Source organism: Candidatus Zixiibacteriota bacterium, from assembly GCA_034003725.1.
Classification (GTDB): domain Bacteria; phylum Zixibacteria; class MSB-5A5; order GN15; family FEB-12; genus WJMS01.
In genome coordinates, this window is record JAVEYB010000001.1 from 394641 (window position 1) to 409910 (window position 15270).

General features: G+C 60.7%; 11 protein-coding genes. 2 read left to right on the top strand and 9 right to left on the bottom strand.

Annotation, left to right across the window (positions count from 1 at the left end; genetic code table 11):
* Positions 1-581: 581 nt before the first annotated feature.
* Complete coding sequence (locus RBT76_01750) at positions 582-1175, top strand: hypothetical protein (GenBank protein ID MDX9856493.1); 594 nt, start codon at positions 582-584, stop codon at positions 1173-1175.
* 105 nt (positions 1176-1280) lie between these two features.
* Here the strand turns inward: RBT76_01750 and RBT76_01755 are convergent, their stop codons facing one another.
* On the bottom strand, positions 1281-3662 hold the full coding sequence (locus RBT76_01755; GenBank protein ID MDX9856494.1) for a TonB-dependent receptor: 2382 nt from the start codon (positions 3660-3662) through the stop codon (positions 1281-1283).
* Between the two features lie 222 nt (positions 3663-3884).
* On the opposite strand from RBT76_01755, the gene RBT76_01760 reads away from it, so the two are divergent.
* On the top strand, positions 3885-5084 hold the full coding sequence (locus RBT76_01760) for an MFS transporter (GenBank protein MDX9856495.1): 1200 nt from the start codon (positions 3885-3887) through the stop codon (positions 5082-5084).
* 7 nt (positions 5085-5091) lie between these two features.
* Here the strand turns inward: RBT76_01760 and hemG are convergent, their stop codons facing one another.
* The 8 genes from hemG to RBT76_01800 form a co-directional block, all read right to left on the bottom strand.
* On the bottom strand, positions 5092-6489 hold the full coding sequence (gene hemG, locus RBT76_01765) for a protoporphyrinogen oxidase (protein ID MDX9856496.1): 1398 nt from the start codon (positions 6487-6489) through the stop codon (positions 5092-5094).
* Positions 6476-7429, bottom strand: coding sequence for a ferrochelatase (gene hemH / locus RBT76_01770; GenBank protein MDX9856497.1), 954 nt, complete (start codon positions 7427-7429; stop codon positions 6476-6478). Before hemH ends, hemG begins: the two co-directional genes overlap by 14 nt.
* 10 nt (positions 7430-7439) lie before the next feature.
* Entirely contained in the window at positions 7440-8837 is a 1398-nt protein-coding gene (gene hemN / locus RBT76_01775; protein MDX9856498.1) for an oxygen-independent coproporphyrinogen III oxidase, read from the bottom strand.
* Positions 8834-9859 (bottom strand): uroporphyrinogen decarboxylase, encoded by a 1026-nt coding sequence (gene hemE / locus RBT76_01780; protein ID MDX9856499.1) that lies wholly within the window; start codon positions 9857-9859, stop codon positions 8834-8836. Before hemE ends, hemN begins: the two co-directional genes overlap by 4 nt.
* Complete coding sequence (gene hemL, locus RBT76_01785) at positions 9850-11145, bottom strand: glutamate-1-semialdehyde 2,1-aminomutase (protein MDX9856500.1); 1296 nt, start codon at positions 11143-11145, stop codon at positions 9850-9852. Before hemL ends, hemE begins: the two co-directional genes overlap by 10 nt.
* Positions 11146-11194: 49 nt before the next feature.
* Complete coding sequence (gene hemC, locus RBT76_01790; GenBank protein MDX9856501.1) at positions 11195-12121, bottom strand: hydroxymethylbilane synthase; 927 nt, start codon at positions 12119-12121, stop codon at positions 11195-11197.
* On the bottom strand, positions 12118-13389 hold the full coding sequence (gene hemA / locus RBT76_01795; protein MDX9856502.1) for a glutamyl-tRNA reductase: 1272 nt from the start codon (positions 13387-13389) through the stop codon (positions 12118-12120). The genes hemC and hemA overlap by 4 nt, the downstream gene beginning before the upstream one ends.
* Positions 13390-13607: 218 nt before the next feature.
* Positions 13608-15263, bottom strand: a complete 1656-nt coding sequence (locus tag RBT76_01800; GenBank protein MDX9856503.1) for an ATP-binding protein — start codon at positions 15261-15263, stop codon at positions 13608-13610.
* Positions 15264-15270: the final 7 nt, after the last annotated feature.

Sequence of the window (15270 nt, forward strand, 5' to 3'; positions counted from 1 at the left end):
TCTTGGCGACACGCCGCAGGCGTGTCAGTCCCGTGCCATCCGGATCGACTTCTTGGCGACACGCCGCAGGCGTGTCAGTCCCGTGCCATCCGGATCGACTTCTTGGCGACACGCCGCAGGCGTGTCATTCCCGTGAAAACGGGAATCTATCTTCCACACCTGGCGCCACTTCTGTAACCGCTACGATGCTCATAGACTCGTCTGATAGGGTCGGATGTGACTAAGATGTACAAGGTGCCATATGGTCTGCGGGCGAAAATGCAGACGTGGCAGAAGCAAGTGTTCATTTTGCAGAGTCAATCAATGGATCTCCGCCTTCGCGGGTATCCATTGATTGGTAGGTCAGCTCCGTTTGCACATCCACCGGCCTGACTATCTATGCAAACCTCCCCCGCAAACGGTGCTGACACTACCATGCACCGCTCGTGCGTGGTATACGTCCTCGTGCGCCTCGCCACCAACCTCCCCACCCCCCTCCACTTTCCCTACAACTCCGCAGGTAAAAACTTTTCCTCCCCCTATATAAAGAGCCCCTTCAAACCAAAACGTCACACAGTGGCGTTCCATAGGAGGAAACCATTATGCCGCTATCCAAACAGACTATTGCCAACCGCAAAAACGCCCAGAAGTCCACCGGACCCATCACCGACCAGGGCAAAGCCATGGTCGCACAAAACGCCGTCACCCACGGCCTCCACTCCACCCGCATCGTTATCGAATCTCCCCACTACTCCGAAGACCCCAAAGAGTACCAGACCCTGCTCGCCTCCCTCATCTGGGAACTTGAACCCGATGGCGTTTTCGAACACCACCTCGTCCACAAAATCGCCAACGCCATGTGGCGGTACAGACGCGTCATCCGCGCTGAAACCGGCTCGCTTGAATCCAACCTCTCCCGTCTGGACAGCCGGGACTTCGCCCGCCTTGCCGACCGCCCTGACCTCGATTCTGAACAGGGCCGCGAAACATACCGCGCCGAGCTGGCCCGCCGTCGCACGAACTTCATCAACTCCAGCCAGCTCCCCGCCGACTCAGAGTCCGTCAGGCTCCTCCGGTACGAACTCCGTCTCGATCGCCAACTCACTCGTGCCCATCGGCTTCTGAACCAGATTCAATACCGTCGCCGACGGCAGCAAGCTGTCGAGGAAAGAGAACGGAAAGAAAAGAAAGGCTAGGGAACCCCTAAAATGACAAAACAAAGCCATTTCCCCGTAACTGCAATGCGATCATGCTTGTACAATGACTTTTTTGATTATGCGCCAAAACGACAAACTGCCTTGTCACCAGTCCATCTGCCAGCGGATGCCTACCGACGGCAGGATGCCGAGCCAGTGCAGTTCGGATCGATGAAGGAAAAGCTCGGTGCGGTCCTCGCTCAGGGTGATGTCATACTCATACGTACGCACATTCTCGCGATCGTACAGGTTGATCACCTCGACAAAGAAAGCCAGCCGTCCGTGCGCGGTATTGACGTAGCGGTTGACCCTGAGGTCGAGCCGGTGGTAGGCGGGATACCGTTCGCCGTTGATCTCGTCGTTGACCCAGTAATAATAGACGCCGGCCCGCTCGATCCGACCGTCCGTATACGGCAGACCGGAGTGGAAATGCCACGCCAGATTTATCTGCCAGGCCGGGCTCGGCCGGTAGGCGCAGTCGACATACAGGGTGTGTCGATGGTCGAACGAACCCGGCACATCATCGTCGACCACTGTCCGGCCGCCGTCGACATCGTAGCTTTCCACGCGCTCGGTCACCCATGCCAGCGCGTACGACGCCCACCAGGAGAACGTGCCGCCGGGATCGCGTTTGAGATACAGTTCAACCCCCCGGGAGACTCCGCGCTCCCGATTGATCCGCACGCGGTCGAGGTACGCCTCGGGAAAGAGCTGCAGCGGATAGAGCCAGTTACGGTACTCGGGCTTCAGGTTGGACAGCCGCTTGTAGTAGGCCTCCAGACGCACGTCGACGCCGAACGCGGACTGTTGTTCGATCCCGACCACGACATGCTCCGCCAGCTGCGCCGGGTAGAAGCGATCGTCGCCGTCGGCGATATCCAGTTCGTACTGCCGCTGAGGCTGGTAATACTTTCCCCAGGCGGCTCGGATGCTGGTGTTGGCGGCGACAGCGGCGGCGAGTCCGAGTCGCGGGCTGACCAGCCGGTCGCCGGAGTACGAGACCTGATCGTAGCGCGCGCCGGCCTCGATCGTGACCGGCTCCGTCGGCTGAACGCGGCTGCTGAGCCACGCGCCCACCGCATGGCCGGCGCGGGCATGATCGAGCGTGATCTCATCCTCGCGGTAGTCGTAGCCGCCGAAGGGGCTGGTGTAGCGGTTGCGCTGCAGCGACCAGTAGTCGTATGTGCTTCGCTCGCGGCGGAGATCGACCCCGCCGGTAAACAGGATGCGTTTTGACACGCCCCAGTCGAGCCGCTGCTGCAGGCCGGCGAAATCGAAATCGCGGACGTCGTCGACGAAAAACTGATTGGCCCGGGAACTCTCCGTGTAGCCCGAGCCTCGGCGGGTGTGGTCCACCGAACCGATCGAGCCGATGGTCTCGGCTGTCACGTTTGAGGACACGCGCGAGTGCAGCCGCCACCAGGCGTAGGCGCCGTCATACTCGTTGAAGGCGATATCGCCGTCCTGATCATAGTCGAGTCGGTCGCCGGCCTTGAGGAAGTGAACGGACAAGAGGTGATTGGCGCCGGACTGCCACGACACCTTGCCGAGTATGTCGTAATAGCGCGGATCCACGCCGCGGTACTCCTCGGTGAGGCCGGTGACGGCTTCGAGATAGCCTCGTCTCACGGATACGAGCCAGGCGCCGCGGTGAGTTGCGAACGTTCCTTCGGAGAGCGCCCGGATGGCGCCGAGGCTCAGTCCGGCGGCGAGCCGTCCGCGGCCCGGAGGCGGCGTGCGTGTCCGCATGTTGAACACGCCGGACATGCGGTTGCCGTACTCGGCCGAGAAGCCGCCCGTCATGAGATCCACCCCGTCGATCGCCGCCACGTCGATCACACTGAGCGCGCCGCCGCCGACCTCCTTCAGGTGAAACGGTTCGTACAGCTCGAGTCCGTCGAGCCGGACCAGCACCTGATCGTGCTCGCCGCCGCGCACGGTGAACCGGGCCGAGTAATCGGTGGAGGCGATCCCGGGCAGGCGCGCCACGGCCCGGTACACGTCCTCGGTGAGCTGCGGGATCGTTTCGATATCCTGCCGACTGAGCGTCTGTCGCACCGCGGTGTGGCTTTCCATGATGGTGAACCGCCCGGGAGATACGGTAATGTCTTTCAGCGGGATGGCCGCCGGGAGCAGGGCGAAGTCCATGCTGACGACGGTGTGTCGGCGGTCGAGTTCGGCGCGGGCCGATTCGGTCTCGTAACCGACGTGCGTGACTTCGATATCGTACGATCCTGCGCGCAGATCGGAAAACGAGAAGAACCCGGTCGAATCCGTCTTGACGGCGCGGGTGGTGCCGGTGATCCGGACGCTCGCGCCCGGGAGTGCGGCGCGGGAGTCGGTCGCAACGACTCTCCCCTGCACTGCGCCGGAGTACGAATCGCGGGCGGCGCTGACGGCGGCGGTTGCAGTCAGTGAGCAGCCGAGCAGCCACGACAATGCGATGGCGCCGGCAGCGTAGTGCTTTGGTATTCGGTTTGCGTTCATAGGCGCGAGTCACCCGTAGTTAATAAACGCAGGAACAGCTCAATCCTCCATGCTTTTCTTCACCCTGAAGCATGGATGAGTCGACTGCGGCAGGATGGATGTCCGAATGCGCTCAGGCGAATACGGTGGGGCGCGGACACTCTGCTACGACTCGGGGACGGCGGAGCCGTTTTACGTCAGATTCTCCATGATTTCCGCGAGTGTTTTGTCTACTTTGGAGGGATGGACGAGTCGCGCGATTCAGGACGACCCCGCTCGGCGTCTTCCCAGCCGGTGCTCAACCGCAATCTGCTGATCATATTCGGGATTACACTCATGGCGGTGCTCGGCGTTTCGAGCGTTACGCCGGCCTTCCCGCGCATGGCCGAAGAGCTGGGGGTATCGGTCCAGTCGATCACGCTGCTGATTACGGTATTCACGCTGCCCGGTATCGTGCTGACGCCGATATTCGGCGTGCTGGCCGACCGGTACGGTCGCAAGCGCATCATCGTGCCGTCGCTGCTGGTATTCGCCCTGGCCGGGGGATCGTGCAGCCTCGTTCGCGAGTTCGAGTGGCTGCTGGTGTTCCGGTTTCTGCAGGGTGTGGGGGGAGCATCGATCATGTCGCTGAATACGACCGTGATCGGCGATCTGTATACGGGCGACGATCGGCGCACGGCGATGGGCTACAATTCGAGCGTCCTGTCGATCGGCACCGCGAGCTACCCGCTGATCGGCGGCGCGCTGGCGAGTTTCGCGTGGTATTACCCGTTTCTGCTGCCGCTGGCCGCGATTCCGGTCGCGTTCGTGGTTCTCTTCCTGCTGAACAATCCGGAACCGCGCAGCCGCGAATCTCTTCGCAGCTACTTCGGCAATATCCGCAAAGCGATGAGTCGCCGTATTGCGGGTATCTATCTGGGCAGTTTCATCAGCTTCTTCCTGCTCTATGGAAGTTACCTGGCGTTTTTTCCGTTTTTGATCAGGAGCAGGTTCGATGGAACGCCGATGACGATCGGGTTGGTGATGTCGAGCATGTCGATCACCACTGCCATGACATCCTCGCAGCTCGGTCGGTTGAGCCGGAAGTACCGTCCGGCCGTGCTGCTGACGGTGGGATCGGTGATGTATACGGTAGCGCTGGTATCGATGCCGTTGATTCCGCGTGTCGAGTTGCTCGTGATCCCGGCGATGATGTTCGGTTTCGGCCAGGGTATGAATCTCCCCAATCTGCAGGCGCAACTGGCGACTCTCGCGCCGATGGAGTACAGGGCGGCGTTCATGTCGGCAAACGCGATGGTCCTGAGAACCGGGCAGACCCTTGGACCGCTTGCACTGGGGGCTGTGTTTTCAGTCGGGGGGCTTTCGTCGGTATTTTTCGCGGGTGCGGTGTGCGCACTCATTCTGCTGCTGGTGGTCTGGGGATTGATCGCGGATCGCGGGTGACGCGCGGTCAGCTCGACACGCGCGCTGAGTCGGCCAGTATCGCCTCCACGACCCGATGCGACTGCCTGACGCAGTCGTTCAGCCCGATTCCGTAATAGGCGTTGCCGGTCACGTACAGATTGCCCGCCCACTTCAGTTCAGCCTCGAGCTGCTTCACGATCTCGGCATGGCCGATCCGGTACTGGGGAATGCCGTGGCTCCATCGGTAGATCCTAAGCAGTTCCGGTTCACCCGTCAGGCCGAGCAGGCTGTCCATGTCACGACATACCCGGTCCACCAGAGCCGAGTCGGACAGGTTGACCGACCCGTGGTCGCCGTCGCCGCCGACCATAGTGCGAAACTGTACTTTGCCTTCCGGGGCGCGACGGGCAAAGATGGATGACGTCCAGATGGAGCCGAGAATGGTCAGGCCTTCGCGGCGCGGCACGAGAAAACCGAAGCCGTCGAGCGACCGCCTCACATTTCGTTTGTCGTATCCGAGGCAGACGACAGTAATGGGAGCGTAGGGGATTGCGCTCAGCGCCGTGGCCAGTCCCGGCGACAACGGCGCAACGACAGGAGATGCAGCGAAGGAGGGCAGCGCCAGGATCACGAACCGAGCGGTTATCGGCTCCGAGTTTCGGAGGCGCAGTCGATAGAGGCCATCCTCTTTTTCGATTCTCTCAACCGGGCTTCCGGTCCTCACGAAGTCTCGATAGAGTTCGCCAAATCGCTCGATAATGCCGTAAAGGCCGCCGTGGAAAGACGTCAGCCAGCCTCCCGGTCCGGCCGGACCGCCGGACTTTTTGCCCTTCGCGCGGGCGAGTCTTTTCCTGGCGATCATGGCTTTGACGAGCGAACCGTACTCAGACTCCATCTCGTGCATGACGGGAAAGCAGGATTTGAGCGAGAGGCGTTCCGCGACGCCGCCGTAGACCCCCGAGACCATCGGTTGAACCAGATAGTCTGCGGCTTCTTTGCCGATTCGTCGTTCCGCGAAGGAGTAGACGGATTCGTCACTTTTGTCCGCCGGTCCCGGTGCGAACGGTTCCATCAGGACACGCAGTCGGCCCTTGATACTGAGTATGTCCGACGCAAGGAATTTGGGAGGCGACATCGGGACGGGACGCAGTCTGCCGCCGCGCGCTATGAAGCGGTTGCTGACATTGTTGTTGGCGCGCTCGATGCGGTCGCGCAGTCCGAGTTCATCGCAGAGCGCGAGGGTTAGCGGTTCACGATCGAGAAATCCGTTTGGTCCCCAGTCAAAAGAGTAGCCCTCGGCGATGTCGGTACCGATGGTTCCTCCGAGGCGTGTATCGGACTCGAGCAGCACCACGGTCCACTCGGGTCTGCGGCGCCTGAGATAGTGGAGTGCGGCGAGCCCGCTAATGCCGCCGCCGACGATTGCGACATCAACGGCGGGCACGATCGTCCATCCGTTCCAAGACCAGGCCGGCAAGCGCCTCGGCGAACCGCCGGTCATCGTTGAACATTTCCATGCGGCGGAGTCTTCCCTGTGCCGGCTCGCCGATCAGGTGGGGCAGTTCGATGTCGAGCTCGTACAGCGTCTCGATGTGGTCGCAGACAAACGCGACCGGCACGACAAACAGTCCCCCCTGCCGCTCCTGCAACAAGCGCCGACATTCATCGACGGTGTCCGGGCCGACCCACTCCACGGGGCCGGTACGGCTCTGAAAGGCGACGTGGTGTTCCCGGTCGCCGGCCGCGAGCCGGGCGGTCTCATAGATCTGGTTCACGTACGGATCACCGTCGTCGACGAATTTTTTCGGCAGTGAGTGCGCCGAGAAGAGAAGCGTCTCCCCCGGTTCAATGCCGGCGTCGATATAGTCGCGCAGCAACCGGATATAGGCCTGATGGTCGTGGAAATCCTTTATGAATTCAGCGGTGACATCGGGGTAACGCTTCAGTGACTTCGCAGCCGTGGCAAACGATGATCCAGTCGTGGCGATGCTGTACTGGGGATACATGGGAAGGAAGATCATTTTGCGAAAGCCCGCGGCGTACGCCTCATGAATCGCCCGGTCGATTTTCGGATGGAAGTAGCGCATTCCGACGAAGCTCCGGAATCCCGGATGGTCGGACGCCATGATCCGTTCAATCCGATCAGCCTGTGCACGCGTCCACTTCAACAGCGGTGAACCGCCGCCAATCAACTCGTAGTGAGACCGCACCTTACCGCATCGCAGCGCCGAGATCATCGCCGCAAACGGTTTCTGCAGGAGGACACCGCCGGGGAGCCGAATCAGCGTACGGTCGGAGAAAATGTTGTACAGATACTCGCGAACGTCGCTGAGTACATTCGGTCCACCCATACCCAGAAGTATGACGCAGGTTTCGGTCTTCACATCGAACCTTTCAAATGGTCCGGGAGAAGGTGGCGGGTTTCCCTTTGCCGTTGTCGCCGAGGTACGCGTCAAATGTCATCGCGATGTTGCGGACAAACGTGCGGCCGACCGGCGTGATAGCCAGTCCGGAATCCGTTTTCACGAGGAAGTCATCGCGGAAGAACTCTTTCAGGTGTCGGCATTCATCGATAAATGCGCTTTGAAAGTCCACGCCAAACCGACGCCGGAAATCATCAAAGGGGAGGAAGAAGTTGCACATGAGCGACGAGATAACATACTGCCGCACGAGATCGTCGCTGGAGAGGCGCATCCCGCGGTACACGGCCAGGCCGTGCTGCTGAATCGTCTTGCGGTAACTGTCCAGACCGGACTCGTTCTGGAAGAAGGAGTGGTCGATATAGCCGATGGAGGACATGCCGAATCCAATCATGTCCGGCGCCGCCTGCACCGTATATCCCATGAAGTTGCGGTGCAATCTGCCGTCCTGCTGGGCGATCGACAACTCATCGTCGGGCAGCGCGAAGTGATCCATACCGATTTGCCGGTAACCTGCCGCGGTCAGCATCTCCACCGCCAGGGCGAAAAGCCGGTATTTCTCTTCGGTCGTCGGCAGGTCCTCCGGCCGGATTTTCGCCTGGTTCGATTTCACCGAAGGCAGATAGGCGAATGAGTAGACGGCCAGTCGGTCGGGTCGCATGGCGATCACCTTGTGCAGCGTGTCGCGGAAGCGCCCCGTTGTCTGAAACGGCAGGCCATAGATCAGATCGAAATTGATGCCACGGAAGTCAAGGTGCCGGCATTCCTCGAGCATCTTTGCGACGACCGGCTCCGGTTGTATGCGCCCGATGGCCTGCTGCACGACCGGATCGAGGTCCTGTACGCCCAGGGAGACGCGATTGAACCCACGGCGGGCCAGATACCGCAGCTGGTCTGATGTCGTTACGCGCGGGTCAAGTTCAATAGAGCGTTCGGCGTCATCAGCGAAGGAGAAGCGGCGGTCCAGCGACTGCATGATTCGTTCGATTCCATCGTCGCCGATAAACGTGGGTGTACCGCCGCCGAAATGGAGTTGGCTGACCCGTGATCGGTCTCCGAGATGGAGGGCAACCGCGTCAACTTCGCGCTCAAGCGCATCGATATACGAGTCGATGCTGTCGTGGTTCCGTGTAATGCACGTATTACAGCCGCAGTAGAAGCAGCGCGAACGGCAGAACGGTATGTGGCAGTAGACCGCCAGCGGGGAATCATTATGTGTGGCTGCGGTGCGAAGCGCATTGACATAATCGTCGGAGCCCACCTCACCCGTCCAGACGGGGGCCGTGGGATAGCTGGTATAGCGCGGACCGGGGCAATCGTATTTCCGGAGCAATTCAATGGGTACGGACGTCGCTGTCGAGGTCATTGTCATCGGCGGAAACTCCGGACGGTTTCGATCATAGCATGCACCGACTCGATCGGCGTCTCCGGCTCGATGCCGTGACCGAGGTTGAAAATGAAGCGGCGATGGTCGCCGACACTGTCGAGGACTTTACGGGTTTCGCGCCGGACAACGTCGGGGGTATCGAACAACACGGTGGGGTCGAGATTGCCCTGAATGCTTCTGGTCGAAAGCTGTTTCGCAAGGGCACCGATATCGACCCGGTAGTCTACTCCGACCACTTCGCATTCAACGCCGTCGAGCAGGTCCGCGTAAGGAGCGACGTTGTTGACAAACAGGATGCGCGGCGTTTTCAGGTCGCGAAGGCTGCTGAAAATCCTGTTAAGCGGCTCGACCGACCAGCGCCGGTAATCGCTGCGTGAGAGCACTCCTCCCCAGCTGTCGAAGATCTGGACGGCATCGGCGCCCGCCTCGATCTGCGCCCGCAGGTACTGCGCGCTGACGCTCACCAGTTTGTCGAAGAGCCGTTGTGCGGCCGCGGGAAACTCGTGCAAAAATCGCTTGGCGCGGCTGAAACTTTTCGAGCCGGCGCCTTCGACCATGTAGGAGGCCAGAGTGAAGGGGGACCCGATAAACCCAATGAGCGGCTTCGACGGCAACATCCGCTTGATCATCGCGACGCCTTCGAGCGCAAACGCCAGCTCCGTTCGGGGGTCCGGTTCGCGCAACAGGTCAACATCGCGCTCGGATTGGATCGGGTTGTGCAACACCGGCCCGCCCTCGGGGAAGTCAATCTTCATCCCCATCGGTTCGAGCATGGTCAGGATATCGGAAAAAAGAATCGCGGCGTCGAGATCAAACCGGTCGATCGGCTGCCTGACGACCTCGGCAATCAGTTCCGGGGACCGGCACAACTGCTGGAATGAGACTTTTTCGCGGATTGCCCGGTACTCGGGCAGGTACCGTCCGGCCTGCCGCATGATCCAGATCGGAATCGGTCCATCGTTGTCGCCGCGACAGGCAGCCAGAAAGGGGCTCGAGGTCAGGCCCATACGTGCGCCTCGGCAGTGATGGCGTCGACAAGCCGGTCGGCTGCCTGTTGAAGCATGTCGTCCGTGTGGGCGGAAGACAGGAAACAGACTTCGTACCCTGACGGCGGCAGGTAGATTCCGTGATCGAGGATAGACTCGTGCATGCGATTATAGTGCGAGATGCCGTCGCTGCTGATCGCGGCCGCGGAACGGGGCAGCTCGCGTTGAAAGACGATCCAGAATACCGAGGCTACGCCTGCAATCGTGACGGTGCGGCTGGAAAGTCGCGCGATCATGCCGGCGACAAACTTTCGATTACGTTCTTCGAGCTGGGCGTGAATCCGACCGTCGGCGAGCTTTCGCAGGGTCGTCAACCCGGCCACCATGGCGACCGGATTGCCGGACAGGGTTCCGGCCTGATAGACCGGACCGAGCGGAGAGAGTTTGTTCATAATGTCGGCGCGGCCGCCGAAGGCGCCGACGGGCATGCCACCGCCGATGATTTTGCCGTAGGTGAGGAGGTCCGGTTGAATTCCGTAGTAGGCGGCGGCTCCTCCCATGCCGACCCGGAAGCCGGTGATCACTTCATCAAGTATGAGCAGCGCGCCGTGCTTCTCGGTCAGGGCACGGAGCAGGCGGATGTATTCGTGGCGTTGAATCAGCAGGCCGTTGTTGGCGGGAATGCCTTCGATGATGACGGCTGCAAGCCGGTCGCCGTGCTGTTTGAAGAAAGCCTCGAGCGCCTCTTCGTCGTCAAGCGGCAAGACCGCGGTTTCCGACGTGAGCGCACGGGGAACTCCTGCGGATGACGGTTGGCCGAACGTCGCGAGGCCGGAGCCGGCGCTGACGAGCAGATGATCGCTGTGCCCGTGGTAGCAGCCTTCAAACTTGAGAATGAGGTCACGGCCGGTGAATCCCCGCGCGACACGGACAGCGGACATGACGGCTTCGGTGCCGGATGACACGAAGCGAATGCTCTCCACGGCGTCGACCTGCTCGACGATGAACGACGCGAGGTTGTATTCGTGTTCGGTGGAGGCGCCGAACGTCATGCCGCGATCGATCTGCGCCTTGACGGCGGCGACGACGTCCGGATCGCCGTGTCCGAGAATGAGCGGTCCCCACGAGCAACAGAAATCGATATAGCGATTACCGTCGACATCGATCAGCCACGCCTTTTCGCCCCGGTCGATAAACCGCGGCGTGCCACCCACGGATTTAAATGCGCGGACAGGCGAATGCACACCGCCGGGCGTCACCGCACCGGCTTTCAGCATCAATTCGCGAGATTTGTCTGTCTTTGCCATACCCTGCCGTTTATTGCTATAGCTCATGCCCGACAGCCCGGGATGGCCGTCAGGCACACCTTGCATCGGGCGCTCTGAGATTGTTGAACACACGGTCGACTACCCGATCGATATCGTTGCCGACTGCTTCCGTTGTCTCTACTCTTGTCCAGCGACCGGCGCTGAGAGATCCAAGGACGGCCTTCAGCCGGTACTGATTCCGGTCGACTTCCGAATAGACACCGAGCGGCAAGGAGCAGCCTGCGTCGAATCTGGCGAGCAGACCGCGTTCGAGCGCGGCGGAAGCCGCATCGTCGTCCGAGTTGAGACGCGCGACGGTTTCCCGAGTCGGCGTATCGTCCGTTCTGACCTGCATGCCGAGTATTCCCTGGGCCGGCGCCGGGAGGAACTGCTCCGGGTCCAGCGGAACCACCATCAGATCATCCAATGCCAGCCGAAGCCGTGTTACGCCGGCGGCGGCAATGACGATGGCATCGTATCGACCTTCGCGCAGGCGGCTGATCCGGGTGGGGACGTTGCCACGGAGATCGCGAATCTGCAGGGTCGGATCGTGCCAGGTTATCTGGCAAGCGCGCCGGGCGGAGCTTGTGCCGATCACGGCGCCGGTGCGTACCCCGAGCAGGCCGATACCGGTGTACGCATCGGGTCGTACCAACAGCATGTCGCCCCGGTCGGCCCTGAAGCCAACCGCGCCCAGCATTAACCCGTCGGGTTGTGTCGTCATGAGGTCCTTGAGTGAATGGACGGCCAGGTCGATTTCGCAGCCGAGCAGCGCCTCTTCAAGTTCTCTGGTAAAGAAACCTTTGCCTTCCATCTTGTCAAATGGGATGCTGTCGATTCTGTCCCCGCTGGTGCGGATGACTTTGATCGCGATATCGCAGCCGTGCTCTCGCACGAGGTGGTCACGGACAAACCGCGCCTGCCAGAGGGCGAGATCCGAACCGCGCGTACCTATGGTAAGGCGCAGCCGACTCATCCGACCGCCTTGCTGTTCTCCGCGGGCAGGGATTCAAAGCTCAGGTCGGTGCGAAGCGTGACGAGTCGGTCGGAAAGCGCTTTGACGGGTTGAAACGCGGATTGACCGATCAGCCGCTTCACCAGTCGCTCGACCGCGTCGCGTTCATCGGCGGAGAGCGATGTCAGCCGGCTGGCGAACAGGTTATCGAGCGCCTGCTCGGCCAGTTCGAGCGTCTCGTGATACGACTTGTGGAAGATCGGTTTGAGCGACACCTCGATGCGTTCGGACAGGTAACGGGTGACGGCATCTTTGACGATCTCGTTGGCCTTTCCGGCCTCGATGAATTTTTTGCGAAGGTTGCCGTGGGCGGCCGATTTGAGGCGGGGAATGTCGATAACGGTGAGCTTCGGATGGACGCTGCATTCGGGAGCAAAATCGCGCGGGACGGCAAGGTCGATGCAGAGTACGGTGTTGGGAGACAGGGAGAGCCGATCGGCGAAAGATCGGTCGAACACCGGATCGGACGACGCCGTCGCCGAGATGATGGCATCGACCGCTATCGGGCGTTCCACGAATGCTGCGAGGGGCATCGCCCGGCCACCGAATTGACTCGCAAGGAGATCGGCCTTTTCAGCGGTACGGTTCACGAAGAGCAGCTCGACGGAAGGCCACTGCGCGATCTGTTTCGCCAGTTTTGAGGTCATGACTCCCGACCCGACGAGGGCGACCACCGCCCGCTCGCGTCCCGCGAGACAGGCATAGAGTCGCTCAGCAGCCAGCGAGGCCATCGAGAGCGCCCCTGATCCAAGGTCGGTGTTCCGTTTGACCTGGCGGGCGACCAGTAGCGCTTCCTGCGCCAGGCTGTCGAGTATCGGCCCGCACATGCCGGCAGAGCGGGCATCGTGCCACGACTGCCTGAACTGGCCGGTTATCTGTGTTTCACCGACCACGAGCGACTCAAGTGACGCTACGGTGCGGAAGAGGTGGGTGATGGCTTCACGACCGGTGAAGGAATAGAAGTCGTTCGGGAAGAAGGAGATCGAACGTTTGCCGCGGAAGAAATAGTCAATCAGCCGGTGAAGGACATGGTTTTCGGACTCGCCGGTATCGGTCGCGTAGATGAACTCGACGCGGTTGCACGTGGCGAGATATATGAGTTCCGACAGACCGAGTGCGTGTTTCAAGCGCGCGAGATCGGCCTCGCGAGTGTCCCGGCCAAGGGTCAACTGTTCCAACAAAGGCAGGTTCTGCTGCCAGATCGAAGTGCCGATGATCCCGAACGTCATGTTTGACCTGTTCCTCCGCAGGTGGTTGTCCGTTCAACTTGTCGGTGAGTATCGGCAGAAATACCGGACTAATTGTCACGGGAATGTCACGCTTGTGAAAAATGTAACAAAAAATTGGTCGAAATAGTCTACGCTGGAGTATGGTTTTTCGTTGTGAGGCGAGCCGCAGGGACGAGTTACAATGGATGGCGAGGCCTATCTGGTCCCGTGAGAGTGACTTACTGGGCGACGGGCGCCGGGTGCAGGGGGAAGCGCAGCCGGAAGGTTGTTCCCTGTCCCGGTTCGCTGTCGATTTCGACGTCGGCACCGTGGTTCTGAATAATCCGCGCGCACGTGACCAGTCCGTAGCCATGCCCTCCGGGCTTGGTGGTCAAATGTGTTTTGAACAACCGTTCTTTGATGTCGGGAGCGATGCCCACGCCGTTGTCAGAGACGGTCAAGAGAACACAGTCGCCGTCGCGAGCGGTTCGGATCGTGATTTCGCCGTTGTCACGGCCGGTTTCGCGGATGGCGTCGGCGGCGTTGTTGGCGAAATTGAGCAGCAGTTGCGCGATTTGATCGGTATCCAACTCGAACGTCGGGAGGTCATGATCCGGGTGGACCTGCACGGCGATTCGCGAGAACCGTTTTTGAATCGAGACAAAGGAGAGGACGTCGGCGACAACGGCATTGAGGTCGGCCTCGGCCTTTTTCGTGTCGAGGCGGGTGTAGTCCATGAGTCCGGAGGTGAAGCGCTCCATTTTGGCGACGTGGGATTTGAGTTTTTCCAGGGCGGTTTCGACCTTTTCGGTTTTGCCCTTCGCGAGGTTCATCTGTGATATCTCGACACCGCCGAGAATCAGCCCGAGGAAGTTGTTCAGTTCGTGGGAGATCGACGAGGCCATCACGCCCTTGTCGGCGAACTTCTCGAGGTTGAACATGCGCTGGTCGGTTTCTTTCTGCCTGGTGATGTCTTCCAGCGTAATCAACATATCAGCGGACTCCTCGCGGTTCATCATGGTGGCACTCACGGCGAAAATCCGTTCGGATGAGCCGACGGAAGCCACCAGCGACTCGCTCACCCGACCGCGGCGCATGGTCCGGGCCCGGTCGATCCGCCTGGCCCACCCCGGGAAGGCACTCTCGCAGAAGATTTCGCGAAGCGACAATCCTTCGTCGGTCTGCAGCGCGGCAAGCATCGGGTTGACACTGCGGAGAATCTGTCGGCCTGAGTCGTTTACCTTCACGAGCATATTGTCGACGTTGAAGACGAAGACACCCTGCTTGACGTTGTCGAGGATTTCGAGATACCAGGCATTCAGGCGGGCGATTTCAAGGAAGAGATACGAACTGGCCAGCATCGGCGAAATCGTCCCGGCCAGCATGGACAGCAGCTTCACCTCGGCGGGTTCAAACGGCCGTCCGGAGACTTTGGCACCCAGTCCGAGAATACCGGCAAGACTGTCGCCATGATATAAGGGGGCAATGACTGCGACACCGACGCGCGTCAGCGTTTCGTGCAGCCGTTCCGGGACTCTGTCCGAAGACCTCATGTCCGCGACCAGGCACGAACCCGGCCCGTCTTCGATATAGTCGACCAGTTGTGCGACATTGCCGAGAGTCGCCAGTTCCCGGCTGCCTTTGAACCTGCCGATACCGCAGAAGAAGGGGCTGTCCACCTGAGCGCGGGGATTGCCGACGAGGGCGAAGGCGCTGGTGACGGAGAACTGGCCCGACGTCGTCAGCAACAGGACTTCAACAAGGTGGGCGAAGTCCGGGCGCGTGGCGAACTGGCGGGTCATTTTCACAAGTGCATCGAGCGCCAGAATCTGTTTGTCCACCAACTGGTTTCGAGCGGCGGCGCCGGTGGGAATGTATTCGGAGTTCACGGTCATAAGCCGG